The sequence below is a fragment of the Sphingomonas mali NBRC 15500 genome (assembly GCF_001598415.1).
Taxonomy (GTDB): Bacteria; Pseudomonadota; Alphaproteobacteria; order Sphingomonadales; family Sphingomonadaceae; genus Sphingomonas; species Sphingomonas mali.
The window spans coordinates 201,733-227,575 of the sequence record NZ_BCYX01000002.1 but is presented as its reverse complement, the minus strand read 5'-3'; the positions used below and the strand labels follow the sequence as shown (position 1 = coordinate 227,575).

Genomic DNA, 25,843 nt, shown 5'->3' with positions numbered 1-25,843 from the left:
CGGAATACGGAAAGTGGGTGATCAGCTGTGCGAGATCGCGGCCATTCCGCTCAGCGTCTCGGCGGATGCGCGCACCGCCGTGGCAAGATCGTCTTCGAGATGGAGCTGGTATCGCTTCGACGGCATGGTCACGCCGAGACACCCCAAAATCTCGCCAAAGGCGCCGAACACGGGCGCCGCGATACCGGCGATATCGTAGCGTGGATCGAAGTAGCGGGCGAAACCCCGCTCGCGGATCTGCTGCAGCTCCGCCTCCATCTCCGGGCGCGACGACCGTGGGCGGCCGCTTAACGGCCCGACTTTGGCCTCGCGCATGATCGCTTCCGTATCGCCCTGCGGCAGGAAGGCGAGAATGGCACGGCCAAGCGATCCCCATGGCAACTGGACCTCACCGCCGCGCTCGACCGCGAAGCGAAGCGGGTGAGGGGTCATCACCACATCCGCGATGATCGCGGCCCGCATCGACGGGCTGTAAGTGCACAAGACCGCCGTCTCGTGCCATTGGGTCACCAGCTCCTCCAGCAGCGGCGTCGCGCAGCGGACGAGGTCGAACCGTGCCACGAGCTGCGAGGCAAGACGATGTAGTTCACGCCCGGGGCGGTATGTCTGGCCATGACCGCGCTCGACCAGTCCCGATCGCACCAGCGCCTGAAGCAGGCGATGCACCGAGCTGGTCGGCAGACCGGCGCCCGCCGCTAGCTCGCCGAGCGTAAACTGGGGTGGTCCCGCGGCGATGAGCTTGAGGAGATAGGCAAGCCTGTCGGCCGCGCCGCGCGGTGCCCTGGGTCCAGTCGAGCTCATCGGCGGAAGATAGCCCAGAACCGATCGCGCCGCCTCATCTCGTCACACCAGTGCGTAATAGCGGAACAGCGAGCGATCGGGATCTGTCCGCCGTTCGCCGCCGCCCACAATCACGGTGCGCGACAGCCAATCGTGCGGCCCTTCCGGCACCCGGAAATAGGGAGTCAGGCGGAAATAGGATGGCTGGGTGTTGCCGGCTGCAGCGCGCACCAGGTAACCGCGATTCTGGATATAGATGCTCGTGCCGTCGTCCGCCTCCAGCATGTAATGCGCGCTGAGCTCGATCGTGCCGTCGTCGCGAACCAGGGCGTAATCGGCGCCGCTATGCGGAACCACGCGGCCCGAAAGACGCGGCCCGCTGATCGTGCCGCCGATCGCGGGCGTATAGCCCTGGCTGCCGCCGCCGGGGAGCGGACCGAAGATGTGCCGGTCGGCGCCGAACAAGACTTCGATATCGAAAACGTGCTCCAGCGTGCAGTCCGCGGCGGTCATTGCGACAAGTCCTTTGATGGGATGACGGGAAGCAGGATGGCGGAATCGAAGGCGCCGCCGGTGCGGATGATGTGCGTGCCGGCATTCCGTGTCTGCTGATGCAGCGGGAAAGGCAGCATCGCGCCGTCTTCCCTGCGATAGATGTCCGATCCCGCGACGATCAGCCGCAAGGTCTCGCCCGCCGCGAAGCGAGCCGAGAAGGGCCAGATCTCGATCTCCACCGGCACGCATTGGCCGGGCATGAGCCGATCTTCGCTGGTGTGTCGATGGATCGGCCGTTCCGGGCGCGAACGCTCGGGGTCGAGCGCCCGGTGGCTGGCGCGCAGCCAGCCAAGCGCTACCGGTCCGCTTTCGTAGAAGGCATAGAAGGTGAAGCCAACGGGCTCGCCCGCTGTGTCGATCTTCTGCAGAGCGACGAACAGGTCCATGTCGTCGCTTCCGTCCGCTTCGACCCAGAGCTTCACGCTGGCATGGCCGGTGATCTCGGCCGCTTCGGCGAAAAGATGGTCGAAGCAGATGCGCCCGTCGGACGCCGGATAACGGACCTCGCTTTCGCTGGGCGGGTCGCCGCCCATCGTGCCGCTCGCGGCGTCGAGCGCGAGGCGGCGATAGTCGGCACGCGCGAGCGGCCATTCATTCTCCGCGCGCTCCTCGGCCACGCCATGCCGTTCGCGCACCTCGATCCGTACCCGCGGCCAGGCGGCGAGGGCAGTGGGCCGGTCGCGCATATAATGGTCGAAAAAGGCGAGCTGGCGCGCGCGGCTTTCGGGCCGGTAATAATGCGCCCATTTCTTCTGGCCGTGGATGTCGAGCCATTTCTCGGCCGATCCCATCCGGCGCCACGCCTCGATCGTGCCGCGCAAGTGCAGCCCCTGATCTGACCAGCTCGCGACGACATAAGCGGGCTGGCCTATCGCCTCCAGATCGAGGTCCTTCGAATGCCAATAATCGTCGATCAGCGGGTGGGCGACGATGTTGGCCCAGCTGTCCTCGGTGCGATTGCGCGACCATTGGATATTGTCGCAGGCGCGCGGCAGGAAGCTCGTTTCCAATATGCCGCCATGATAGGCGAACTCGCGATACCAGTCCGAAAAGCCTTCCCACGGATTGAGCGCGGCGAGCGGTCCGGGACGTAGCGGCGCGACCAGATATTGGATGTTGGCAAGGTAGGACACGCCGGTCATCCCGACCCGCCCGTTCGACCAGGGCAATCGGCCGAGCCACTCGATCGCGTCGGCGCAATCCTCCGCCTCCTGGATGCCATTGTGGTGGAAGTCGCCGCCAGACAGCCAGGCGCCGCGCGGGTCGACCACCGCCACCCCGTAACCGTGCCGACCCCACCAGACCGGGTCGGGCCCCTCGAACGGGGTCAGCTCCGACAGCCATTCCGGGTCAACGCCGGAGCGCGGCCAGAAGACGCGGTTGGTCAGCGCATGCTTGCCGTAAGGACCCCAGGCCAAGAGCAGCGGCACGTTCGCCGTCGCGCCCTCGGGGCGATAGAGATCGGCGAAGATTTCCACCCCGTCGCGCAAGGGGATGCGGCAATTGCGCTCGATCGTCAGTCCGTGTTCGGTGCGGCAGGAGAAATCGGCCGGCGGCAGCGGCGGCTTGGTGGGGTGACCGAAGGGGTCGCTCCCCGCGCGCATGAGCGGCCGAAAACGCACATTGCCTCCCTATAAGACGACGAAATAATGGATCCGATTGGCGTTCGGCACCTTTTCCGCCACGCCGACGAACACATGCTGCGACATCCATTCATGCGGACCGGCCGGGGCATCGAAGCGCGGCGTGACACGCATATAATAATCGTCGAACGACACCGGTTCGTTGCGGCGCATCTTCTCGGCGATCTCGGGGCTTCGCGCCCAGCGAAACCCTCGATTTTCGAGGTAGATGATCGCGCCATCGTCCGCCTCGAGCAGGTAACGGGCGTCGAAATCGATCACCCCGTTCGGCCTCGATAACGGGAAATCGCCGCCTGACATGGGAACCACGCGGCCATTGAGGCGCGGGCCCTCAACCGTCCCCTGCGCCGCATAGATTGCCGCGCGCGTGTCGCCGCGCGCGCCCGGTTTGATCCAATAGGGCTTCGACAGCGTGATCGAGATGGTGAAGGCGTAGTCGAGCCCCGGCGCGAAAGGATGGTGTCCGTTCATGGATAGTGGGTAAAGGCGGTATTTGTTGATTTGTCAACGATACTGCGCGAGGTCCTCACGCCGAGAAGACAATATCGATTCTGGCGGCTACAAAATCGCGATGCAGCAGAAGACCATCCGCGCCGACCCACCGACCGAGGCCAGGTCCAGCCGGCCGTCATTCGAATTCGGCCCCTCGCACATTCCCTATCGTATCCTTTTGCTCAGCAAGATGATCGACCGGGTTACGGCGCAGCACGTCCGGGATACGGCACAGCTTTCCCTCGCTGAATGGCGGGTGCTGACGCATGTCGAAATGATCGGAAAGTGCAGCGCTGCGGAAGTGGCGAGCGTCGCCTATTCGGACCGGGCGGAAGTGAGCAGGGCCCTTGCATCGCTCGAGACGCGCGGCTTCGTTCAGCGCGAGGCCAACCCGCGCAACCGCAGGAGCAGCCTCGTTTCGCTGACCGAGGCGGGCAAGTCGGTCCACGCGGCCATCCGCGGAGCGCGGGGCAAATTCTACGAGCAATGGCTCACCGATCTGAACGATGCGGAGCGGGTGGCGCTCAATGCCGCGCTGGAAAAGGTCACGCGCCGCGTCATCGACAGCGCACCGCAGATGTTCGACGTTTAGGTTGAGAACCCAAATAAGCCGTTGTTCTTAAAGCGATCCATTTCCGAAACTCGTCATCCCAGCGAAAGCTGGGATATCAAGCGGCATCGCGTCACCGCCAGAGACCCCAGCTTTCGCTGGGGTGACGGGAGGATTCGGCCGGCATGACGCCAGGAATATGTCCCAACCTACCGCATCAACGCCTGATAGATCGAGAACGCGCTGGTCAGCGTCAGCAACACGCCGACCATCGCCATCAGCGGGCGCGCCGGTACCTTCTTGGCGAGCCACCCGCCAAGGGGCGCCGCGAGCAGTCCGCCGATCAGAATGCCGAGCGTCTGCAAGGTAAAAGCGGCGAAGCCCAACGTGAAGATGAACGTCGCCGAGATGGTCGTGGTCAGGAAGAATTCGGCGGTGTTGACGGTGCCGATCGTCTCGCGGGGCGAGGCGCCCTGCACCAGCAGGTTGCTCGTCACTACCGGGCCCCAGCCGCCGCCGCCTGCCGCGTCGAGAAAGCCGCCGACCAGCCCGAGCGGCTCGATCACCTTGGGCGTCCGCGGTTCGACCCGGCCGCGCCAGGCGCGAAAGAGCAAATAGAGACCGATCGCGCTCAGATAGGTCATCACGAACGGCCGCGCGACCGAGGCGTCGACCGACGACAGCACATAGGCGCCGAGTATGCCGCCGATCATGCCGGGGATGACCAGCCGCGCGAACAGCCGCCAGTTCACGTTGCGGTGGAGGACATGGCTGATGCCCGACGCCGCGGTGGTGAAGGTCTCGACCGCATGGACGCTCGCCGAGGCAACGCGTGGCGGCAGGCCCATCACGCTGATCAACAATGTCGAGTTGATCAGGCCGAACGCCATGCCCAGTGCGCCGTCGACCAATTGCGCGGCGAACCCGATCGCGATGAAGGGCAGGATCGCCTCGATCGAGACCAGCGAAACATCGAGCATCAACAGCGCAAACTCCCCGTGATCCCGTCCATTGCATGACGCGCGGGCTTAATTCCTACAACAAAGATGGGCTTTTCTCCGGCAAAGTTGCGACAGGGCGGTTATGGAAATCGGCAGCATGGCGTCCTAGATATGTCGAAATCGGCGAAGGGGACGCGCCAATGCTTGCTGGCCTCAAGGCTTATCTCGACTCGATTCGGGCGCGCGACCCAGCGCCACGGTCGAACATGGAAATCCTGCTTTATCCGGGCGTCTGGGCGCTCGGCTATCATCGCATCGCGCATGCTTTGTACAATGCGCGGCTGTTTTTCCTGGCGCGATGGGTGAACCATATCGCGCGCTTCTTCACCGCGATCGACATCCATCCAGGGGCCACGATCGGGAAGTTCTTCTTCATCGACCATGGCTTTACCGTGATCGGCGAGACCGCGGTGATCGGCGACAATGTCACGATCTATCAATGCGTCACGCTTGGCGGGACTAATCCGGCCGACGGCGTCGCCGGCAAGCGCCACCCGACGATCCAGGACAATGTCATCATCGGATCGGGCGCCCAGGTGCTCGGGCCGGTAACGGTCGGAGTCGGTGCGCGGATCGGCGCCAATGCGGTCGTCACGCGCGACGTGCCCGAAGGCGCGGTGATGGTCGGCATCCCGGCGCGACCGACGATGGTCGAAGGGAAGGGCGAAAAGCCGTTCCTCGCTTACGGCACGCCCTGCAGTGAGATGTTCGATCCGCAGACGCAAAAGGTCGAGTTGCTTCGTTGCGAGATCGAGACATTGCGCAAGCGGCTCGACGCGTTGCTCGCCGAACACGAAACCCCGGAGCGTGATCGCGCCTGATGGGAACGGTCACTCCGTTTCCTTCGTCCGGGCATCGGCCCAGCCAGATCGGCTTCGAGCGGATCGAGCTCACGCGCATCCTCGATCTGTACGGCCGCATGGTCGCCGCCGGGCATTGGCGTGATTATGCGATCGAGCTCGGCCAAGCGGCCGCGGTGTTCGCCGCGTTCCGCCGCACCGCCGAGCGCCCCGAATTCAGAATCGAGAAGCGCCCCGATTTGCGCAACCGCCAGGGCATGTGGGCGCTGATCGCCGAACACGGCCAAGTAGTGAAACGCGGCCATGAACTCGGCCCGGTGCTGGCGCCGATCGAACGACGGCTGATGAAGCTGATCGAGGATTAGCTCGCCGACCTATAAACGGCGCTCCTGAGAATGGGCGGTCAAGTTTGCGGATCGTTCACCCACCCGTCGAGCTTCGGTCGTTGATCATGCCAGGGGCAGGCTTGTTCGAGCTGGGCTGCGAGGCGGATCAGTGTCGCTTCGTCGGCGTAGCGCGCCGAGAACATCATTCCGATCGGCAAACCCTCACGCGATTGACCGAGCGGCAGCGAAATTGACGGCTGACCGGTGAAGTTGAACGGGGCGGCGAAGGGATAGACCTCGCCATTTCGCGTCTGGATATCTGCCGCCGACACGTTGATCGGATCGAGATAGCCGATCCTGGGCGGTGGGGTTCCCATCACCGGGCATAGGAACACATCCCAATCCTCGAAAAAGCGAAGCGTCGCTCGGGCTCGCATCCGGCGTTCCTGCGCGCTGTAGAGCGCGTCGACACCCGATACCGAGCGCGCGCCGTTGAGCACTGCCCAGGTCAGCGGTTCCAGCTCGTCCGCCGCCGGCTCGCGCCCAATCGCCTCGACCATCCGCTTCATGCCGGCAGCGAAATTCGCTCCGGCAAGCGGTAGATTGGCGACATAGTCGCTCAGCGTATTGGTGCCGAGCGCGCGCTCCTCCACGTGATGGCCGAGCCCGTCAAGCAATCGCGCAATATCCTCGAGCACTGCTTGCACGTCGGGATGAATCGCGCGCCCGAGCGGCGTCCCGCCCGACCACGCGATGCGGAGCCGTCCCGGATCGCGCCCGACTTCGTCCGTATAGGACCGTTCCTTCGGCGGGATGGCATAGGGTGACCCCGGCTCCGGATTGCCGGTCACGTCGAGCATCACCGCGGTATCGCGGACAGTGCGGGTGATCACGTGCTCGACGACATTGCCTTGCGCGAAATCGTAGCCGTCGGGCAGATCCGGGTTGCGGTCGCGCGTCACCTTCAGCCCGACCAGGCCGCAGCAGGATGCGGGAATCCGGATCGAGCCAAGGCCATCGCCGCCATGCGCCATCGGCACCATGCCGCACGCCACCGCTGCCGCCGAACCGCCCGACGATCCGCCGACGATGTGTCCGAGGTTCCATGGGTTTCGACACGGCCCGAACAGCGCCCCTTCGGTTGTGCCGGCGATTCCGAACTCCGAAAGGTTGGTCTTTCCCAGGGGGACGACCCCGCTCGCCCGGTAGCGGCGCATCAGGCCACTGTCTTCAGCGTCCGTGAGGCCCGCGTTTGCGGCATAGCGGCTGCCCGACGTACGCGGCCAACCCTCCACCTGCAGCAGCAAATCTTTCACCAGGAATGGAACACCCGTGAACGGACCTTCCGGCAACGGCCCGGCAGCCGCCGCCCGCGCCTCATCGAATGCGCGGTAGACGACGGCGTTGATCTCGCCATCGTACTGCTCGATGCCCTCGATCGCGGCGTCCACGACCTCGAGTGGCGAGACCTCGCCATGCCGGATCAGCTCCGCCAGGCCGACGGCATCATGGGCCGCATATTCAGTGAACTTCATCGCCCCACTTTGCCCGATTACGGTGCGTCCTCAAGGGAGAACCGTTGGAAGTGACGCTCTTGCCGCGAAGGTGCGCGCGGAGGCTCCCTCGCTAGTGGTAGTACATTGATAACAAAAACACGGTAACTCCGAGCGTTAGAGGCGACAGTGTGCCGGCGAGTGCCACTGCACCCCATATGCCAGCGGACGCCTTCATGTTCCTGAAGTCAGCGATCATGTTCCGAGCGCAATAGACGGTGCTGACTACCAGCAGCACCATCGAGATTAGCACCCATTCAAACATGAGCGCTGGCTAAGATGCCCTCACCGTGACGGAAACGTGTTTTCCTGAACAGTGCGGTGGGTGCCGGCACGCAATCATGGCTTCTCCGCCGCTATGCCGAACAACCGCGCTGCACCCAGGAACAGCAGGACGAAGAAGCCGTTCAGCCCGATCAACCCGACAATGCCGGGCGGTTCGTTGCGGCCCGCCACGACCGCGACGATGCCGACCGCGGCATTCGCGATCGCCGCCGCCGTCATCGCGCGCGACGCGCCTCTCGCCCGGAAGCGCGTCCAGGCCATGCCGCCGAAGGCGATGGCGATGACGCCGATATAGAGCAGGTTGAGCGGGTTATCCTCGTCCCCGATGATGCCGACCGCGCCGTTGATCCAGATGAGCAGGAACGCGGCGGCCAAGGCGATCGCCAGCGCGCCGCGATAGGCATTGTTGCGCGTCGCCCTTACCGTCACCTCGAACGCGATGCCGACGGCGCCGATCATCACCGCCGCAAACGCGAAGTCGAACATTGTCCAGTTCACTTCGCGCGTGAACTGCATCGCCACCAGCGGCAACAGCAGCAGCAGCGCGGCAAGACTCCAACCCGCGACTCTCCACGGGTTCGGTCCATGTCCCCGCTCAATCACCTTTGCCATCGCGTCGCCTCCATGCTTGAATAAAGCGTCATCCTGACGGACTCGCCGGTGAGCGGCATGAGCAACTCCTGAGGTTTCGCTGAAAAATGGCGTCCGGCAGCTTTCGCTTCGACGGTTTCGTGCTCGACCCGGCCCAGCGCCGGTTGATGCGCGACGGCGCCGTGGTCGAGCTCAACGCACGCTATTTCGATGCGCTCGTCCTGTTGCTGCGGGAAAGCGGCAAGCTCGTCACCAAGGATCGCTTTCTGGATGAGGTGTGGCGCGGCGTGCCGATCACCGACGAAGCCTTGACCCAATGCATCAAGACGCTGCGGCGGCAACTCGGCGACGACGCGGCCAATCCGCGGTTCATCGAAACGGTCCCCAAGCACGGCTATCGCTTCGTCGCACCGGTCGACTGTATCCCGCCGGAGAGTACCGAGCCGACCGCGGCGACTCTGACACTGCCAGTCCCATCCTATTCCTGGCGCGATGTCATGTTGCTCGGCGGCGCGGGAACGATCGGCGCGGGCATCGCCGGTGCTATCGGCGGACTGTTCTACGGCTTTGTCGCCGCGTCGCAGCCGCCAGCGTCCGGGGGCGGGGCGTCGGTGCTGTTCGTTCTGCTGTGGCTGACGGTCGTGGTGGCCCTGGTCGGCGGTGCCGGCGTGAGCTTCGGGATTGCCGCGGCCAGTTTTGCCCGGCGCGGTTGGTGGGCCATCGTTGGCGGCGCGCTTGGCGGCATGGCGATCGGCGGAATCGTCAAGCTGCTTGGCCTTGATGCGTTCAGCTTGCTGCTTGGCCGATCGCCGGGCGGCATTACCGGTGCGCCAGAAGGACTATTGCTCGGTGGCGCGGTGGGACTCGGCGCATGGCTGGCAGCTCGATCGCGATCGGCTTCAGCGCGGCGCAGGGTCGCTATCGCCGGCCTGGTCGGAGCGGTGGGTGGCGTATTGGTAACGCTGTCGGGTGGGAGGTTGATGGGCGGCAGCCTCGACTTGCTGGCGCGAACCTTTCCCGGCTCGCATCTGCGGCTTGGTCAGATGGGCACGCTGGTGGGCGATCAGGACTTCGGGTTGGTCACCCAACTCGTGACCGGGGGCGTGGAGGGCGCGTTGTTCGCCGCGTGCATTGTGGGCGCGCTGCTAAGGGCGCGCGGTCGGCTGCGTATCGCTACTTGACCGATATATAACTGCGTGGTTATGGGTTAGATCCATAGCCCGTGAGTTATACGTTCATGCCGACCCCACATGACATCATTTTCAGCGCCTTGGCGGATCCGACGCGACGTGGGATTTTCGAGCGCCTGTGCCGTGGTGGCGAGCAGACGGTCGGCGGACTGACTGCGGCGGCTGGCGTCTCGCAGCCAGCGGTATCGAAACATCTCGGCGTGCTGAAAAAAGCCGGCCTCGTGCTCGATCGGCACGAGGGGCGCCAGACCCATTATACCGCGCGGCGGCAGGCGCTCGCGCCATTGCTCGACTGGACCAGCCAGATGACCGAATTCTGGGAAAGCCGGTTCGACGATCTCGATGATTTGCTCAAGAGGATGGACCAATGACTATGACATCGACCGAAACGCGTTCCGTCGTGATCGAGCGCGACTTCGCGCATGCTCCGGACAAGATCTGGCGCGCGCTGACCCAGCCGCATCTGATCGCGGAATGGCTGATGAAGAACGATTTCGTGCCGACGGTCGACCATCGCTTCACGCTTACCGGCGATTGGGGATCGGTCGATTGCAAGGTGCTCGAGATCGAGCCGCAGCGGGCGCTCGCTTATAGCTGGGACGCGATGGGGCTGGAGAGCGTGGTCACCTGGACGCTGACGCCCTCGGCCACCGGCACGCATGTGCGCATGGAGCAGGCCGGCTTCCGCCCCGATCAGCAGCAGGCCTTCGCCGGCGCCAAATTCGGCTGGCAGAAGTTCCTCGCCAATCTGGACGAAGTCGTGGCGCGGATCGACTGATCGCATGTTCGAACATTTAGGGAGGAAGAGATGAACGGGAATTCGGGTATCCGGCAGTTTCACCGCTGGACGTCGATCGTCTTCGTGGTGGCGGTGATCTTCAATACGGTCATGCTCATGCTGAACCGCCAGGCGACATGGGTCGGACTGACGGCACTTTTTCCGCTGATTCTGTTGATGATAACCGGCCTCTATTTGTTCGCGCTGCCCTATCTGGCGAAGAGTCGCACGCCGTCGCCCGCACGCGACGCCGCCTGAGCGATCGAGACGAAGGAAGAATGATGACCACGACCGAAGCCGACACCAAATCGCCGTCAGAACTGATCGATCAACGGATCGCTTCGCTGGACGACTGGCGCGGTGCGACTCTGGCGCAGATTCGTGCCTTGATCCGCGACGCCGAGCCCGATGTCGTCGAGGAATGGAAATGGCGCGGGGTGCCGACCTGGTACGTTAATGGCAAGATCATCTGCACCGGCGAAAGCTACAAGAACGCGATCAAGACCACCTTTGCCAAGGGCGCGACGCTCGACGATCCGAAGGGATTGTTCAACTCGAGCCTGGACGGGAATGTCCGCCGCGCGATCGACTTTCGCGAGGGCGACGCGATCGACGAGGAAGCGTTCAAGGCGCTGGTCCGCGCGGCGTCGGCCGCTAACGGGGGCGGCCAGAAGCGCTAATCCGTTCTATGCATTGACTCCTCGCTCCCTCGTGCGATCGTCCAGTCGCTCGATCGAAAAAGGGGAAATCGATGCCAGCCGTCAGCACTTGTCTTGCGCCGTCATGCGGCACCAAGGTCGAGGGAACAGTCGACCCTTGTCCCAATTGCGGCGGGAAGATGCGGACGCCGCGCACGGTCCGCGCGATGGGCTGGTTGCTGCTTGCCTGCGGCGTCTTTCTCGTCGGGTTGATGAGCTATCTCTGGGTCGTGCTCGCCCCGGCGATGGCGCATCCCGGCGATCTGACGGGCGGCACCACCTTCACCGGCACCGCAGAGCAGGCACGGACGATCCTGACCGTATTCGGGGCGGTGCTCGTGTTCGGACTGGGATCGATCGGCTATGGCTTATGGCTGATCGTCACCGGGCGACGCAGCATCGCCATGATGATCGGCGTACTGGTCCTCGCCGCGGTGTTGATCGCGATAAGCTGGCGAGCGATGGCGGTATTGCCGGGCTAAAGGCCCGTCAGGATAACTCCGCCTTCGGAAATCCCGACCACACCTGATCGTAATCCTCGTCGAGCGCGCTCGTTTCCAGGGCGTAATCGGTGCAGTGGAACACCCAGCGGCTCTCGATCATGAACGCCATCGTGCCGTCGATCTTGTGCGGCTTGAGCTCGGCCTCGCTCGCGCCTTTCCACGATGCGAGATCGGGGCCGTGGCCCGACATCTGATTGTGGAGCGACATCGCACCGGGGCGGAAGCCGTCGGCCTTGGCATCATAGGCGCCGTAGAGCAGCCCCATGCACTCGCTCATCGTGTTGCGATGGAACCAGGGCGGACGGAACGTGTCCTCGGCGACCATCCAGCGCGGCGGGAAGATGACGAAATCGGCGTTGGCGGTGCCGGGCACGTCGCTCGGCGAGGTCAGGACGGTGAAGATCGACGGGTCGGGATGGTCGAAGCTGACCGTGCCGATCGTGTTGAAATGCTTCAGGTCGTAGCGATAGGGCACGTAATTGCCGTGCCAGGCGACGACATCGAGCGGGCTGCGGCCGAGTTGGGTTTGCCATAAGGCGCCCTCGAATTTCTGGATCAGCGCGAAGTCGCCTTCGCGGTCCTCGAACCAGGCGATCGGTGTCTCGAAATCTCGCGGATTGGCGAGGCCATTCGAGCCTATCGGGCCGAGATCGGGCAGGCGGAACGGCTGGCCGTGATTTTCGGCGACATAACCGCGCGCCGGCCCGCCGGGCAGTTCGACGCGGAAGCGCACGCCGCGCGGGATCACCGCGACCTGGCCGGGAGTCAGATCGATCCGGCCCATTTCCGTGAGCAGGAGCAGCGCGCCTTGTTCGGGCAGGATCAGCAACTCGCCATCGGCCGAGGCGAAGGCGCGGTCGGTCATGTCGCGTGTGGCGTGGTAGAGGTGCATCGCCACGCCCGCCTGGGTACGCGGGCCGTCGCCGGCGACGACCATCGTCGTCAGGCTGTCGAGCCAGTCGGCGTCGGTCGCTTCTTCGAGCGGCCGCCAGCGCAGGCGATTGGGGGCGAGGGGGGATTTGCTCAGGCCCGGCGCGAATCGCTTGGCGCCATCGTAACGCGTGAAGGCGGGATGCGCGGCCGAGGGGCGCAGGCGATAGAGCCAGGTACGGCGGTTCTCATGGCGCGGCGCGGTGAACGCGGTGCCGCTGAGCTGTTCGGCGTAGAGGCCGAAAGCGGGCTTTTGCGGCGAGTTGCGGCCGACCGGCAGCGCCCCGGGAATCGCCTCGGTCGCGAAATGGTTGCCGAAGCCGGTTAGGTAGTTTGTCATCACCATCTCCTCCCTCGCCCCTCGGGACGAGGGGAGAGGGTTGCGCAGACTTGGGTCGCGCTTTTGCGCGGGCCCTAGTCGGAGCTGGGAGAGGGGTGTGCCGAGCGCAGCTCGGCGCGAGCCTGCGGCTCGCTCAACCCCTCTCCCAACCTACGCTAGGCAGCGAGCTGCCAAGCTTCGGTATCCCTCTCCCCTTTCCAGGGGCGAGGGCGTTAAAGTGTCAAGCCTCCGCCTTCGCCGGCACGACGCCGCGACGGATCTGGTCGAGCTCGATGCTCTCGAACAACGCCTTGAAATTGCCTTCGCCGAAGCCGTCATTGCCCTTGCGCTGGATGATCTCGAAGAAGATCGGGCCGACCATATTCTCGGTGAAGATCTGCAGCAGCAGGCCGCCGCCGGTCTCCGGCGATCCGTCGATCAGGATGTGGCGCTTGCGCATCTCGGCGACGTCGTGGCCATGGCCGGGCAGGCGCTTGTCGATCAGGTCGAAATAAGTGTCGGGCGCGGTCTGGAAGCGGATGCCGTTGGCGCGCAGCTGGTCGATCGTCGAGAAGATGTCGTCGGTCGCCAGCGCCAGATGCTGGATGCCCTCGCCCTTATAATCCTTGATGAATTCCTCGATCTGCGAATGCTCGTCCTGGCTTTCGTTGAGCGGGATGCGGATCTTGTCGTCGGGCGCGGTCATCGCCTTGGAGAACAGCCCGGTCGCCTGGCCTTCGATGTCGAAATAGCGGATCTGGCGGAAGTTGAAGATCCGCTCGTAATAATTCGCCCAATAATCCATCCGCCCGCGGTTGAGATTGTGGGTCAGGTGATCGAGCGTGTGCAGCCCGACCGAATGGTCGTCGACGCCCGCGCCGGTCGGGACGAAATCGGTCTCGTAGATCTTCGACTTCTTGTCGACGAGGTACAGGTTGGCGCCGCCAATCCCCTCGATCGCCGGGATGTCGAGTTCGCCCGGGCCGTGCTCGCCCTTCACTTCGGTCGCGCCGCGTTCGAGCGCGAGGTCGCGCGCCTTCTCGCCGTCGGCGACGCGGAACGCCATGGCGTTGGCGCTCGGGCCGTGCGCATTGCGGAAACCCGCCACCTGGCCGGCATCGTCCATGTTGAGCAGGAAGTTGATGTCGCCCTGGGCATAGCGGCGCACGTTCTTCGACTTGTGCGTGCCGACATGGGTGAAGCCCATTTTCTCGAACAGATCGGCCATCTTTTCCGGCTCGGGCGAAGTGAATTCGACGAATTCGAAGCCGTCCAGGCCCATCGGATTGTCGTGCGTGTCGGTCATCGGAACATGCTCCAGGGGGAAAAGTCGTTTCAGCTGAAACTATATCGGCTTTGCTCGTCCCCGTCCACTGGTCCAACGCGCATCACGCAATGCTTGTTTCGCGCGGCAATGCACCGCAAAGTGCCCGGAAATGGCCGATTTGAAGCTCGATCAGTTCCTGCCCTACCGGCTTTCGGTCGTGTCCAACCGTGTGTCGGCGGCGATCGCGACCGCTTATGACCGGCTGTTTGGCCTACGGATTCCGGAGTGGCGCCTGATCGCGGTTATTGCGGAAGGGCCCGGGATCACCCAGCAGGCATTGGGTGTGGCGACGCGGATGGACAAGGTGACGGTGAGCCGCGCGGCGCAGGCTCTGGTCGAGCGTGGACTGGTCGCGCGGACGCCGAACGAAGGCGACCGGCGATCGCACCTGCTCGCGCTGACCGCGACCGGGCGCCTGCTCTACGATCAGGTTGCGCCCAAGGCACTGGAGCTCGAGGCCAAGATGCTCGAACAGCTCGATGCCGACGAACGCCGCGCCTTGTCGGCGATGCTCGATCGCATCGAGGCGGCGGCGAACGAAGTCGCGCCCGAGGGCGTCGGGGCCGATTGAGGGTGAACCGAACGGGTCGCGGCGCGTTGGCAGGCGCGAAGGGGGCGAAGGACGACCCCCGAAAAGGGGCAGTCGTGTCGCGTCTTGTATCGCATTGTTGTCTGGCCATTGCTGCGTGCGCCGTGGTTCCCGGCGCGTTGGTTGCGCAACAGGTGCCGCCATCCACCCGCACCGATAATGCGCCAGCCGATCCATCGAGCCAGGACCAAGCGCGGCAATCGGGCGAGCCCAAGCCGGTACCGACCCCGACCAGCGATCCGCTCGGCGACAAGCCGATCGTGCCCGACGACCAGTTCGACAAGTCGCTGCCCCCGTTGTCGAACGACATCAACGCACCGCTCGAGCCGATCCCGCAGGAAGCGCCATTCACTCCACAGACCGCGGACAAGGCACCGCCCAGCGTCACGCCGCCAGCGGCGCCCGCGCCTGAGGTACCGCCCGGGACCCTGCCGCCGGCACCCGAACCGGCGCCCGAACTCGCCGCGCCGCTGCCGACGCTCGACAGCTACAATACGACGCCGGTGACCGAAGTCGCCGACGTGCCGGGCGGCAAAGGCGCGGAGATACGCTACGACACCGTCGTCAACGGTCTCAGCGACCTCGACCTCGACAGCGACTTCAAGACCTTCTCGTCGTTGAAGAAGGGCGATGGCAAGGCGGCCAATGCGGCGATGGTTGCGGCGCGCGGGCGCGAGGATGAGGCGCTGGCGGTCAGGCTGATGCACTCGCGCGGCTATTACGACGCGACTGCCTTGTCGTCGGTGGAGAGCATTCCCAACCAGCCTGGCCGCGTCCGCGTGGTGATCAACGCGGTGCCAGGCAAGCAATATACGTTCGCATCGATCAACGTCGATTCGCAGCCGGTGGTGCCGGGCGATCTGATCACCAGGAATTTGCCGCTCAAGGTCGGCGAGCCGATCGACACCGTCCGCGTCCAGGGCGCCGAGGCCAATGTCACGCTGCAAATGGGACGCAACGGTTATCCGTTCGTGCGTCTGGGGACGCGCGACATCCTGCTCGACGACGCTGCCTTTACCGGGGATTACACTTTGCCGGTCGATACCGGGCCGCGGTCGAGCTTCGGCGATGTCAGCACCAGCGGCCGGCTCGCCTTCGGACCGGATCACATCCGCCTCTTGCGCCGGTTCAAGCCGGGCCAGCTCTATGACACCGAAAAGGTCGACGATCTGAGAAAAGCGCTGGTCGCGACGGGGCTGTTCTCGACCGTGACGGTCGAGCCGGTCGATACCGGCAACACCGCGACCGATGGCACGCGGATCGTCGATCTCGCGGTGACCCAGCGCGTCGGGCGGACGCGCTCCATCGCGGCAACCGGCGGCTACAGCACCGGTGAGGGGATCAAGGTCGAAGGCACGTTCACCGCGCGCAACGCCTTCCCGCCCGAAGGTGCGTTCATCGTCGGCGCGGTCGCGGGCACGCAGGAACAGAGCGGTACGGTCACCTTCCGACGCTCGAACTGGAATCAGCGCGATCGCACGCTCTCCTTCGGGCTCAGCGCGGGGCATAACAATTACGACGCGTTCGACGCCGCGACCCTGTCGCTGTTCGGCCGCGTCTCGTACGATTCGACGCCGATCTGGCAGAAGCGGATCACCTATGCCTATGGCTTCGAACTGACCGGGACCAACGAGAGCGTCTATGATTTCAATGCCGGCAAACGCGAACGGGGCACCTATTTCATCGCCGCGCTGCCGCTGAACATTCAGTGGGATACGTCGGACGATCTGCTCGATCCGACCAAGGGCTATCGCGTGAAATTGACGCTGAGCCCGGAAACGTCGGTGCGCGGGCCGATCCGCCCCTATGCCCGCACGCAGATCGACGCGAGCGTCTATTATCCGGTGACGAGCAGCCTCGTGATCGCCGGGCGCGGCCGGGTCGGATCGATCCTCGGCATCGCCCGCGACGACCTCGCGCCGTCGCGGCGCTATTATGGCGGCGGCGGCGGATCGGTGCGCGGCTATGGCTATCAGCGGCTGGGGCCGTTCGATCCCAATGGCGATCCGGTCGGCGGGCGCAGCGTCAACGAATTCGCGCTGGAGGCACGCTATCGGTTCGGCAATTACGGCATCGTGCCGTTCATCGATGCCGGCAATTCCTACGAAAGCTCGATGCCCAAATTCACCGACTGGAAATTCGGCGCGGGCATTGGCGGCCGCTTCTACACCAATTTCGGGCCGATCCGCGTCGACGTCGCGACGCCGCTCAACAAGCGCAAGGGTGACTCGCGGATCGCGCTGTACATCTCGATCGGCCAGGCCTTCTGATGGTCGACGAAACCGCCCCGATCGAGAAATCCGAGAACGACGTCATCGTGGTGAAGCGGCCATGGTGGCTGCGGCTCGCGCGCGGTATCGTCATCCTGTGCGTCGCGATCCTGGCGTTGCTGGCGATGGTCTATTTCGGCCTCGACACCGCGCCCGGGCACCGCTTCATCGTCTCGCGGCTCGAAAGCTACAGGACCGAGACCGGCCTCAACATCAAGGTCGGGCGGATCCGCGGCTCGATCTACGGCAAGATGGAGTTGCTCGACCTCAGGGTGAGCGATCCCCAGGGTATTTTCCTGACCGCGCCGACCGCGACGATGGACTGGAATCCGTTCCAATTCCTGTGGAACCATATCGACGTCAATTCGATGGCCGCGCCGACCGTGGTGATGCACCGATCGCCGTCGTTGCTGCCCAGCGCGCCCAACACGCCGATCCTGCCCGATGTCGATATCGATATCGGCAGCCTGAAGGTCGACCGGCTGCTGCTCAAGGCGCCGGTGACCGGCCAGCAACACATCATCCGGCTCGACGGCGTCGCACATATCGCCGATCGCCGCGCCCAGCTGATCGCCAATGCCGATGCGGTGCGCGGGCCGGGAGTTGCCGGTGGCGATCGCTTGCGGCTGGTGCTCGACGCGCAGCCCGACGCGAACAAGCTGGCTATCCGAGTCCGGTTCGATGCGCCGGCCGACGGCCTCGCCGCGAGCATGACCGGGGTCAAGGCGCCGTTGGCGATCCGCATCGGCGGTGCCGGCGACTGGAAATCGTGGAAGGGGAAGGGCGTCGCCGCGCTCGCTGGCCAGTCGCTCGCCGATCTCGATCTCGGCGCGCAGAACGGCACCTTCTCGATCAAGGGCGTGACGCATCCCGGCCTCTACTTGAAAGGGCCGGTCGAACGGCTGACCGCGCCGGGGCTGAACGTCGACATTGTCTCGACGCTGGAGAAGCGCAAGGCGACGACGCGGATGGTGCTCAAGTCGGACGCGCTGGCGGTGGCGGCGCACGGCCTGCTCGATCTCGGCGAGAACAAGTTCGGCAATTTCGTGATCGATGCGCGGCTGCTGACGCCGGGCGCGATGCTGCCCAATCTGTCCGGGCGCGACGTGATGACGCATTGGACGCTCGACGGGCCGTTCGCGACCCCGACGATCGGCTATAATCTCAGCGCTGCGGCGATCGCGTTCGGCGGTACCGGGCTCGAAGGACTGACCGCCTCTGGCAAGGCGACGGTCGATGCCAAGCATGTCCTGATCCCGGTCAATGCGCGGGCCCGCCGCGTCACCGGATTGAACGCGGCTGCCGGCATGCTGCTGACCAATGTCACCGCGGTCGGCGACTTCGCTTATTCCAACGGCAAGCTTCTTTCGGACAATCTGAAGATCAGGTCCGACAAGATCGACGCCACGGCGATCGTCGTCGCCGATCTGCCGAGCGGGCACTATACCGGCGCGCTGAAGGGGCGAGTCAACAACTATACGATCGACGGGATCGGTATCGTCGACCTGACCACCGACGCCAAATTGGTGTCGATGCCCAAGGGTGGGTTCGGCATCACCGGGCGGATCGCGGCGAAGACGCGGCGCATTTTCAATTCGGGCGCGGAAAGTTTCCTCGGCGGCCAGGCGATCGTCACCAGCGACATCGGTTACGGTACCGACGGTGTCTTCACTTTCTCCAACGTCAAGCTCGCCGCGCCACGCCTCAGCATTTATCGCGGCTCGGGCAGCTATCGCCCCGACGGGCAGATCACCTTCGCCGGCGATGCGCATTCGAAGGATTACGGCCCGATCAATGCGCGCGTGACCGGCACCGCCGCCGCACCGGTGATCGTGATCCACGCGCCGCGCCCGGGCGTCGGCGTCGGTCTTGCCGCGCTCGAAGCCACCATTCGCGGCAAGGGCGACGGCTATGCCATCGTCGCCAAGGGCACGACCAATTACGGACCGTTCGCCGCCAACGTGTTGGTCAGGAGTGCCAAGACGCTGACGATCCAGGTCAACCAGGGCAGTACCTTCGCGGGCATGAACCTGACCGGCGCGCTGCAACAAACCGCGGCGGGGCCATTCGCGGGCAAGCTGCAATTCGCCGGATCGGGGATCAACGGCACCGCCACGCTGGGTGCAGAGGGCAAGGTGCAGCGCGCTGACATCGCCGCGCGCGCTTATAACGCCACGATTCCGGGCAATCTGGATTTCACTATCGGCCGCGCGATCGTCAGCGCCAGCGTCGTTCTCTACCCGAATGCGCCGCGCGTCCTTGCCGACATCCAGGTCGGCAACATGCGCTACGGCGCGACAGTGTTCCAGGCAGCACGCGCCAAGATCGACTATTCGAACGGCAGCGGTACCGCGCAGGCTGTGCTGGCGGGATCATCGGGCGTGCCGTTCAGCATGGGCATCAACGCCCGACTGCAGCCGAAATTGTGGCTGGTGGCGGTATCGGGCAAAGCCAACGGTATCGGCTTCCGAACACCGCGCGCGGCGCAGATCGAGCCGCTGGACGGCGAATACCGACTGCTCCCGAGCCAGGTCGATTTCGACAAGGGCAGCGCGCGGATCGCGGGCTCCTATGGCAAGGGACTGACGCTGCAAGCGCGGCTCGACAAACTCGACCTGTCGGTAGCCAACGCGCTCATGCCCAACCTGAGCATCGACGGCAGCGCGACCGGCAGCATCGACTACGTCCAGGCGGCCGGTGCGACCGTGCCCAATATCGATACCCGGCTGGCGATCACGGGTTTCACGCGGTCGAGCGCGGTGATCGTGTCCGAGCCGGTCGACATGCAGATACTCGGCCGGCTGACCGAGGCGGGCGGAGATGTGCGGGCGTTGGTCAAGCGCGGCGCGACGACTGTCGGCAGGTTGCAGGCACGGCTGGCGCCATTGGGCGGCGGCGCAAGCTGGATGGACCGGCTCTATGCCGCCCCGCTGTCGGGTGGGATCCGGTATAACGGCCCGTCGGGCGTGCTGTTCTCGCTCTCGGGTCTGTCGGGCCAGCAGGTCGCCGGCGGTGTCGTCGTCGCGGCCGATTTCTCCGGCCGGCTGGGATCGCCGCAGCTCAACGGCATCGTGCGCGGCGACAATCTGACCTATGTCAATTCGAATTACGGCACCAAACTCACGCAGATGAAGCTCGCGGGTCGCTTCACGAACGACCGGTTCGACATCAGCCAGCTCAACGCGAAAGCGGGCGACGGCACGGTCGAAGCGAGCGGCTGGGTCGGCCTGTCGGCCGACCAGAATTTCCCGATGAGCCTGACCGCGAAACTCAACAAGGCCACGCTGGCGAGCGGGGATTCGTTGGGGGCAACCGCCACCGGGACGTTGACCGTGACCAACGGCAAGGACGGCGGACTGGTCAAGGGCGACCTGACCATTCCCAACGCCCGCTACCAGGTCGTCTATCAGGGACAAGCCGAAGTCGAGGAACTCAAGGGCATCCGCCGCAAGAGCGACCCGCCGCGGCCGCACATCGCGCCCAAGCCGCCGAGCAATTTCGCGCTCGAAATTCGCATCCGCGCCAACGACCAGGTCTTCGTCGAGGGCATGGGCCTCGAATCCGAATGGAGTCTGGCGATGCGCGTGACCGGCACCGCGACGACGCCGAAGGTCAATGGCAGCGCGACGATCGTGCGCGGGACGTATAATTTCGCGGGCAAGCGGTTCGACATCAATCGCGGTAACGTCCGCTTCAGCGGCGGCGTGCTGTCCGATCCGACGCTCGACATCTCCGCCTCGACCACGACCAACGGCATCAATGCGATCATCAACATCACCGGCACCGGCCAGCGCCCGCAGGTCGCCTTCACCTCGTCGCCCGCCTTGCCGCAGGACGAAGTGCTGAGCCGCCTGTTGTTCGGATCGAGCCCGCAGAATCTGTCGGCGATCGAAGCGCTGCAGCTTGCCGCCGCGCTGAACTCGCTGCGCGGCGGGGGCGGGGGGCTCAATCCGCTCGGCAAGCTGCGCGGCGCGGCCGGTATCGATCGCCTGCGGATTCTGGGCGCCGACCAGGCGACCGGCCGCGGTACGGCGCTCGCGGCCGGCAAATATATCACCGACAATATCTATGTGGAGATCATCACCGACGCGAAAGGCTTCACCGCGACCCAGCTGGAGATCGCGCTGACCAAGAGCCTCAGCATCTTGTCACAAACCGGATCGTTTTCCGGGACTGGCGCGAGCGTGAAGTATCAGAAGGATTTTTAGGCGCGTTTGCTAATTCCGCCGTCATGCCGGGCTTGTCCTGGCATCCAACCAGCCACAAGCGAGTGCGGCCGTTGCTGCATGTTGGACCCCGGAACAAGTCCGGGGTGACGAACGGAGCATGGACGCGACGTGCTTCCTAACTGACACCAGTGTAAACAGCCTCTTTGCAATCCGCGCGGAATCGAATATCCGGTATGGCGGAGAGGTGAGGCATATGGAGCATTTCGACGTCCTGGTCGTCGGCGCGGGCATTTCGGGGATCGGTGCGGGCTATTATCTGCAGTCGCAGAGTCCCGATCGCAGCTATGCGATCCTGGAGGGACGGCCGCAAATGGGCGGGACGTGGGACCTGTTCCGCTATCCGGGCATCCGCTCGGATTCGGACATGTACACGCTGGGCTATTCGTTCAAGCCGTGGACCGATGCCAAGGCGATCGCCGACGGACCGGCGATCCTGAGTTACCTCAAGGAAACGGCCGCCCAATACGGGATCGACAAGCACATCCGCTATAACCACCACGTCAAGAAAGCGGCCTGGTCGACCGAGGAGGCGCGCTGGACCGTCGAAGCCGACACGGCCGAGGGGCCGGTGACGCTGACCTGCAATTTCCTCTTCATGTGCTCGGGCTATTACAATTACGCCAAGGGCCATTCGCCCGACTTCGCCGGTGCGGAGGATTTCAAGGGACGCATCGTCCATCCGCAATTCTGGCCGCAGGACCTCGATTATACGGGCAAGAAGGTGGTGGTGATCGGCTCGGGCGCGACCGCGGTGACGCTGGTTCCGGCCATGGCTGACCAGGCCGAGCACATCACCATGCTGCAGCGATCGCCGACCTATATCGTCGCGCGGCCGGCCGAGGATAAGTTGGCCAATTGGCTGCGCGCCAAGCTGCCCGGCAAGCTTGCCTATGGGCTGGTGCGCTGGCGCAATGTCCTGTTCGGGCTGTTCTTCTTCAATCAGGCGCGAAAATATCCGGCCAAGGCGAAGGAGCGGATCATCGACATGGTGCGCGCCGAACTGCCGGGGCAAGACATCGAGAAGCATTTCACGCCGCGTTATAATCCTTGGGACCAGCGCCTCTGCCTGGTGCCCGACGGCGACCTGTTCCGTGCGATCCGTGAGGGCAAGGCCGATGTCGTGACCGACACGATCGAACGGTTCGTGCCCGAGGGAATATTGCTCAAATCGGGCAAGACGCTGCCCGCGGACGTCGTCGTCACCGCGACGGGCCTGGAACTGCAACTGCTGAGCGACGTCCAATTCTCGGTCGACGGCGAGGCCAAGGATCTGTCGCGGACGATCAATTACAAGGGCATGATGTATTCGGGCATTCCGAACATGGCGTCGTCCTTCGGCTATACCAATGCGTCGTGGACGCTGAAGGCCGATCTGACCTGCGCCTATGTCTGCCGGTTGCTCAACACGATGCGGAAGCGCGGGCTGCGTCAGGCGACACCGCAACCGAGCGCGCCGGTGGGGGAGGAGCCGTTCCTCGATTTCACCTCGGGTTATGTCCAGCGCTCGATCGACAAATTCCCGCGCCAGGGCGACCGCAAGCCGTGGCGCGTGCATCAGAATTACGTCCGCGATTTGATGGCGCTGAAATTCGGATCGGTCGACGACGAGATGAAATTCTCCAACCCGGTGCCGAAGCCGGCAAAGAAGGCGGCTTGAGGGCTGAGCCTAGCCGCCGATATTTTCGCGGACGATGACTGGCACGTCGCAGCCGTCGACCGTGCGGATCACGGTTAGGACCTGCTTTGCCGGGGGCATGTCGGAAAGCGGGCGAGCCCGGAGCATCCGCCCGCCACCGGCAAGGCCTTCCTTGGCTAGTGTCGTCCCGTTCGGCGCGCACATCTTGCGTGCGATTTGCGGTTTGGCTTGCGGCTGCTTGAGCGGCGCGGTCGCCGCGACGACGAGAGGAAGGGACAAAGCGATCACAACCATGCGCATGGGATTCTCCCGGCTGTAGGTACCGATCATAGCGCGACCAGGCACACTCGACGACCCGATCAGTCCATTCTGAGCAGAATTATCCGCGCTTTGCCGTGCACGCGATCGGCATCGACCGTGAACCCCGCCAACTCGACCTTTTCGTTCCGAGCCGTTTCGATGCTGATCCAGGTCGCTGGACCAACCCAGCCGAGCCGTGCGAGCTTGTCGAGTGCCACTATCCCGGCCCCAGTGCCGTAAGGCGGGTCCATCAGGATCAGGTCGAGCGGCGCACGCGCGGGACCGAGTGCCATGACCGATTGTGCGCGGACATCGGCCTTGGCGCCGAGCTTGGCAATGTTGGTGCGCAACGCGTCGAGTGCGGGCTTGTCCTGCTCGACGAACAGGCAGGAAGCCGCGCCGCGCGACAGAGCTTCGAGCCCCAACGCGCCCGACCCGGCGAACAGATCGGCGACGGCCAAGTCCTCGAAACTGCCGAGCCGGCTGGTGAGCATCGAGAACAAGGCTTCGCGCGTGCGATCCGCAGTGGGGCGAGTCGTATCACCCTTGGGCGCGATGAGCGGGCGGCCGCGCCACTGACCGGCGATGATCCGCATCTATCGCGGCTTTCGCGGCGGGCGCGGTCCGCCGCGGGGGCGGGAAGGTCCGCGCGAGCCCGGCGGACCGGCGGGACGCGCCGGCGCTAAAGGGCGCGCGGGACCCCGCGGGGAAGCCGCCCCAGAAGGGCGAGCCGGACGCTCTGGCCGTTCGGCCGTGTCACGATCGCCGCGCTCGTTGCGAAAATTGCGAGAGCGATCGCTCCGCGCGCCGGTCGAGCGCGTCGCCAGCGTTCCGTCGGCGCGCTGGCGCGGTCCGGCTTTGACTTTGGGCGGGCGCTTGCCGGCCGTCGACCGCGGCGCATCTTCGGGCGAGGAATTCCGCGCGCTGCGTCCCTTGAACGGCTCCCGGTCGGCCGCGTCGCGCACGTGCTCCGAACGATTAGAAGCATCCTGCGGCGGTCGCCGATGCGTCGAAAGGGCCGGGCGAGCGGTGGTGCGGGGCGCCGCGGTCTGCCAGCGTCGCTGCTCGGGCTCGGTGCGGGCGGGGCGTGGCGCGGCTGAAGGCGATGAAGGCGAGGGGCTTGCAAGCGCGCTGGTCTGTTTGCGCGCCGGTTGCGGCAGATCGAGTCGGGTCGGGTCCTTGCGGAACGAATCGATATCGTGCGCGCGGACTTCGCCGATCGCACCGACCGGTAGGTCGCCGAGCACGAACGGCCCATATCGCGTCCGAATCAGCCGGCTGACCTCGAGCCCGAGATATTCGAGCACGCGCCGCACCTCGCGATTCTTGCCTTCGGTCAGCTTGAGCTCGATCCAGACATTGGCGCCGGTGCGGCGCTCCATATTGGCGTCGATCGCGCCGTAGCGGACGCCCTCGATCTCGACCCCATCGATCAACTCCTCGAGCTGCGCCTGCGTCACATTGCCGTAAGCGCGGGCACGGTAGACCCGCTCGACGCCGGTCGCAGGCAATTCGAGCTGGCGCTTGAGCCCGCCATCGGTGGTCAGTAGCAACAGCCCTTCGGTCGCGAGGTCGAGCCGGCCGACCGGGACTAAGCGCGGCAGCCCTTTGGGCAACCGATCGTAGATCGTCGGTCGGCCCGCCGGATCGCGCTCGGTGACCAGCAGGCCCTTGGGCTTGTGATAGAGGAACAGCCGCGCGGCTTCCGCCTCGCGTACCGGATTGCCGTCGACCGTGACGCCGGCGAGCGAGGGCAGCAGCGTCGCGGGCGTTTCGACGACGACGCCGTCGATCGCGATGCGCCCTTCGGCGATCATGCGTTCGACTTCGCGCCGCGAGGCGATTCCGGCGCGCGCCAACATTTTTGCGATCCGTTGATCGTCGGGAGTCTTGGAGGGAGGCATTGTCGCGCCAATATACCGATTGGCCGGGGAGCGGGGGAAAATTTACACCGGACCCGTTGCCGGGCGTTAAGCGACGCACACGTAACGACGCGCTGACGAAACGATCTGCGCGCGACTGGGTTGAACGATTATGGTGTTCGGACACGCAAAAAGAGTCATTACGCGCCTCCTCGTCTGCGAGGACGAGCCGTTGATCGCGTTCGAGAATGAGCATGCGCTGATCGAACAGGGATTCGAGGTCGTCGCCACGGTCGACCGCGTCGCCGATGCGATCGCGGTGCTGACGTCCGGTGCCGTCGTCCATCTCGTCCTTGTCGATATCACCCTGGCCGATGGCAGCGGCATCGAGGTTGCGCGGGCGGCGCATGCCCGCGGAGTCGAGGTGGTCTTCGTGACCGGCGAATGCCCCGAAGGTGGCCGCGCCTTTGCTCGCGGCTGCCTCGCCAAACCCTATCGCCCGACCGATCTGATCGCCGCGATCGCCGCGATCGACGGGCAGATCCAGGGACGTCCGCGGCCGCGGCGCCTGCCGCGCGGCTTCTCGCTGTTCGATCAGGAAGCGGCCGCCTGAGGTGAGTCTTGCAGCCTGCCGTC

At 64.9% G+C, this 25,843-nt stretch carries 26 protein-coding genes; 14 read left to right on the top strand and 12 right to left on the bottom strand.

The annotated features are described in order from the left end of the window. Window positions 1–21 precede the first annotated feature (21 nt). Genes SMA01S_RS03200 through SMA01S_RS03185 form a run of 4 tightly spaced genes read right to left on the bottom strand, consistent with a single transcriptional unit; the run spans window position 22 to window position 3,449 of the window. Complete coding sequence (locus SMA01S_RS03200; protein ID WP_066817189.1) at window positions 22–801, bottom strand: IclR family transcriptional regulator; 780 nt, start codon at window positions 799–801, stop codon at window positions 22–24. Between the two features lie 42 nt (window positions 802–843). Then, entirely contained in the window at window positions 844–1,293 is a 450-nt protein-coding gene (locus SMA01S_RS03195) for a DUF3237 domain-containing protein (RefSeq protein WP_066817188.1), read from the bottom strand. Next, the gene (locus tag SMA01S_RS03190) at window positions 1,290–2,957 is read right to left on the bottom strand and encodes a CocE/NonD family hydrolase (RefSeq protein ID WP_157093767.1); all 1,668 of its coding nucleotides are present in this window, start codon (window positions 2,955–2,957) and stop codon (window positions 1,290–1,292) included. Before SMA01S_RS03190 ends, SMA01S_RS03195 begins: the two co-directional genes overlap by 4 nt. 9 nt (window positions 2,958–2,966) lie before the next feature. Continuing rightward, window positions 2,967–3,449: a DUF3237 family protein gene (locus tag SMA01S_RS03185; RefSeq protein WP_066817186.1), complete on the bottom strand. Its 483-nt coding sequence runs from the start codon at window positions 3,447–3,449 to the stop codon at window positions 2,967–2,969. 100 nt (window positions 3,450–3,549) lie between these two features. Between SMA01S_RS03185 and SMA01S_RS03180 the strand changes: the two genes are divergently transcribed. Further along, window positions 3,550–4,062 (top strand): MarR family winged helix-turn-helix transcriptional regulator, encoded by a 513-nt coding sequence (locus SMA01S_RS03180; RefSeq protein WP_066817184.1) that lies wholly within the window; start codon window positions 3,550–3,552, stop codon window positions 4,060–4,062. Window positions 4,063–4,229: 167 nt separating this feature from the next. On the opposite strand, the gene SMA01S_RS03175 is transcribed toward SMA01S_RS03180, so the two are convergent. Next, window positions 4,230–5,000, bottom strand: a complete 771-nt coding sequence (locus SMA01S_RS03175; RefSeq protein ID WP_066817182.1) for a sulfite exporter TauE/SafE family protein — start codon at window positions 4,998–5,000, stop codon at window positions 4,230–4,232. A gap of 161 nt (window positions 5,001–5,161) precedes the next feature. On the opposite strand from SMA01S_RS03175, the gene epsC reads away from it, so the two are divergent. Together epsC and SMA01S_RS03165 are read left to right on the top strand one after the other, a co-directional pair. Further along, on the top strand, window positions 5,162–5,842 hold the full coding sequence (gene epsC, locus SMA01S_RS03170) for a serine O-acetyltransferase EpsC (RefSeq protein WP_066817181.1): 681 nt from the start codon (window positions 5,162–5,164) through the stop codon (window positions 5,840–5,842). Then, window positions 5,842–6,186, top strand: coding sequence for a DUF2794 domain-containing protein (locus SMA01S_RS03165; RefSeq protein ID WP_066817179.1), 345 nt, complete (start codon window positions 5,842–5,844; stop codon window positions 6,184–6,186). The genes epsC and SMA01S_RS03165 overlap by 1 nt, the downstream gene beginning before the upstream one ends. A gap of 38 nt (window positions 6,187–6,224) precedes the next feature. Here the strand turns inward: SMA01S_RS03165 and SMA01S_RS03160 are convergent, their stop codons facing one another. Together SMA01S_RS03160 and SMA01S_RS03150 are read right to left on the bottom strand one after the other, a co-directional pair. Further along, window positions 6,225–7,682, bottom strand: coding sequence for an amidase (locus tag SMA01S_RS03160; RefSeq protein WP_066817177.1), 1,458 nt, complete (start codon window positions 7,680–7,682; stop codon window positions 6,225–6,227). A 357-nt stretch (window positions 7,683–8,039) separates the two neighbouring features. Then, on the bottom strand, window positions 8,040–8,597 hold the full coding sequence (locus SMA01S_RS03150) for a hypothetical protein (RefSeq protein ID WP_066817173.1): 558 nt from the start codon (window positions 8,595–8,597) through the stop codon (window positions 8,040–8,042). 86 nt (window positions 8,598–8,683) lie between these two features. Here SMA01S_RS03150 and SMA01S_RS03145 point away from each other — a divergent pair, with 86 nt between their 5' ends. From SMA01S_RS03145 to SMA01S_RS03120, 6 genes are all read left to right on the top strand, one after another. After that, window positions 8,684–9,757 carry a winged helix-turn-helix domain-containing protein gene (locus tag SMA01S_RS03145; RefSeq protein WP_066817171.1) on the top strand — a complete coding sequence of 358 codons (1,074 nt, stop codon included), beginning with the start codon at window positions 8,684–8,686 and terminating at the stop codon, window positions 9,755–9,757. Window positions 9,758–9,798: 41 nt separating this feature from the next. Continuing rightward, complete coding sequence (locus SMA01S_RS03140) at window positions 9,799–10,137, top strand: ArsR/SmtB family transcription factor (RefSeq protein WP_369405651.1); 339 nt, start codon at window positions 9,799–9,801, stop codon at window positions 10,135–10,137. Beyond that, window positions 10,134–10,544: an SRPBCC family protein gene (locus tag SMA01S_RS03135; RefSeq protein WP_066817167.1), complete on the top strand. Its 411-nt coding sequence runs from the start codon at window positions 10,134–10,136 to the stop codon at window positions 10,542–10,544. Before SMA01S_RS03140 ends, SMA01S_RS03135 begins: the two co-directional genes overlap by 4 nt. A gap of 30 nt (window positions 10,545–10,574) precedes the next feature. Next, window positions 10,575–10,802, top strand: coding sequence for a hypothetical protein (locus SMA01S_RS03130; protein ID WP_066817165.1), 228 nt, complete (start codon window positions 10,575–10,577; stop codon window positions 10,800–10,802). Between the two features lie 23 nt (window positions 10,803–10,825). Beyond that, entirely contained in the window at window positions 10,826–11,224 is a 399-nt protein-coding gene (locus tag SMA01S_RS03125) for a DUF1801 domain-containing protein (protein ID WP_157093766.1), read from the top strand. A gap of 71 nt (window positions 11,225–11,295) precedes the next feature. Continuing rightward, window positions 11,296–11,724, top strand: a complete 429-nt coding sequence (locus tag SMA01S_RS03120; RefSeq protein WP_157093765.1) for a hypothetical protein — start codon at window positions 11,296–11,298, stop codon at window positions 11,722–11,724. 7 nt (window positions 11,725–11,731) lie between these two features. Here SMA01S_RS03120 and hmgA read toward each other — a convergent pair whose 3' ends face one another. Both hmgA and hppD read right to left on the bottom strand, forming a co-directional pair. After that, the gene (gene hmgA, locus SMA01S_RS03115) at window positions 11,732–13,015 is read right to left on the bottom strand and encodes a homogentisate 1,2-dioxygenase (RefSeq protein ID WP_066817553.1); all 1,284 of its coding nucleotides are present in this window, start codon (window positions 13,013–13,015) and stop codon (window positions 11,732–11,734) included. Between the two features lie 220 nt (window positions 13,016–13,235). Beyond that, complete coding sequence (hppD, locus tag SMA01S_RS03110; RefSeq protein ID WP_066817160.1) at window positions 13,236–14,300, bottom strand: 4-hydroxyphenylpyruvate dioxygenase; 1,065 nt, start codon at window positions 14,298–14,300, stop codon at window positions 13,236–13,238. A 130-nt stretch (window positions 14,301–14,430) separates the two neighbouring features. Between hppD and SMA01S_RS03105 the strand changes: the two genes are divergently transcribed. The 4 genes from SMA01S_RS03105 (at window position 14,431) to SMA01S_RS03090 (ending at window position 23,066) form a co-directional block, all read left to right on the top strand. Beyond that, window positions 14,431–14,892 (top strand): MarR family winged helix-turn-helix transcriptional regulator, encoded by a 462-nt coding sequence (locus tag SMA01S_RS03105; protein WP_066817158.1) that lies wholly within the window; start codon window positions 14,431–14,433, stop codon window positions 14,890–14,892. A 74-nt stretch (window positions 14,893–14,966) separates the two neighbouring features. Beyond that, window positions 14,967–17,180: an autotransporter assembly complex protein TamA gene (locus SMA01S_RS03100; RefSeq protein WP_245649131.1), complete on the top strand. Its 2,214-nt coding sequence runs from the start codon at window positions 14,967–14,969 to the stop codon at window positions 17,178–17,180. Further along, complete coding sequence (locus SMA01S_RS03095) at window positions 17,180–21,388, top strand: translocation/assembly module TamB domain-containing protein (protein WP_066817157.1); 4,209 nt, start codon at window positions 17,180–17,182, stop codon at window positions 21,386–21,388. The genes SMA01S_RS03100 and SMA01S_RS03095 overlap by 1 nt, the downstream gene beginning before the upstream one ends. Window positions 21,389–21,602: 214 nt before the next feature. After that, on the top strand, window positions 21,603–23,066 hold the full coding sequence (locus SMA01S_RS03090) for a flavin-containing monooxygenase (protein ID WP_066817156.1): 1,464 nt from the start codon (window positions 21,603–21,605) through the stop codon (window positions 23,064–23,066). Window positions 23,067–23,075: 9 nt separating this feature from the next. Here SMA01S_RS03090 and SMA01S_RS03085 read toward each other — a convergent pair whose 3' ends face one another. Genes SMA01S_RS03085 through SMA01S_RS03075 form a run of 3 tightly spaced genes read right to left on the bottom strand, consistent with a single transcriptional unit; the run spans window position 23,076 to window position 25,207 of the window. Beyond that, window positions 23,076–23,345, bottom strand: coding sequence for a hypothetical protein (locus SMA01S_RS03085; RefSeq protein ID WP_157093764.1), 270 nt, complete (start codon window positions 23,343–23,345; stop codon window positions 23,076–23,078). Window positions 23,346–23,404: 59 nt separating this feature from the next. Next, window positions 23,405–23,941 (bottom strand): 16S rRNA (guanine(966)-N(2))-methyltransferase RsmD, encoded by a 537-nt coding sequence (gene rsmD, locus SMA01S_RS03080; protein ID WP_066817154.1) that lies wholly within the window; start codon window positions 23,939–23,941, stop codon window positions 23,405–23,407. Further along, window positions 23,942–25,207 carry a pseudouridine synthase gene (locus tag SMA01S_RS03075; protein ID WP_245649130.1) on the bottom strand — a complete coding sequence of 422 codons (1,266 nt, stop codon included), beginning with the start codon at window positions 25,205–25,207 and terminating at the stop codon, window positions 23,942–23,944. It lies immediately after the preceding gene. 172 nt (window positions 25,208–25,379) lie between these two features. Here SMA01S_RS03075 and SMA01S_RS03070 point away from each other — a divergent pair, with 172 nt between their 5' ends. Further along, window positions 25,380–25,820, top strand: coding sequence for a response regulator (locus tag SMA01S_RS03070; RefSeq protein WP_066817152.1), 441 nt, complete (start codon window positions 25,380–25,382; stop codon window positions 25,818–25,820). Window positions 25,821–25,843: the final 23 nt, after the last annotated feature.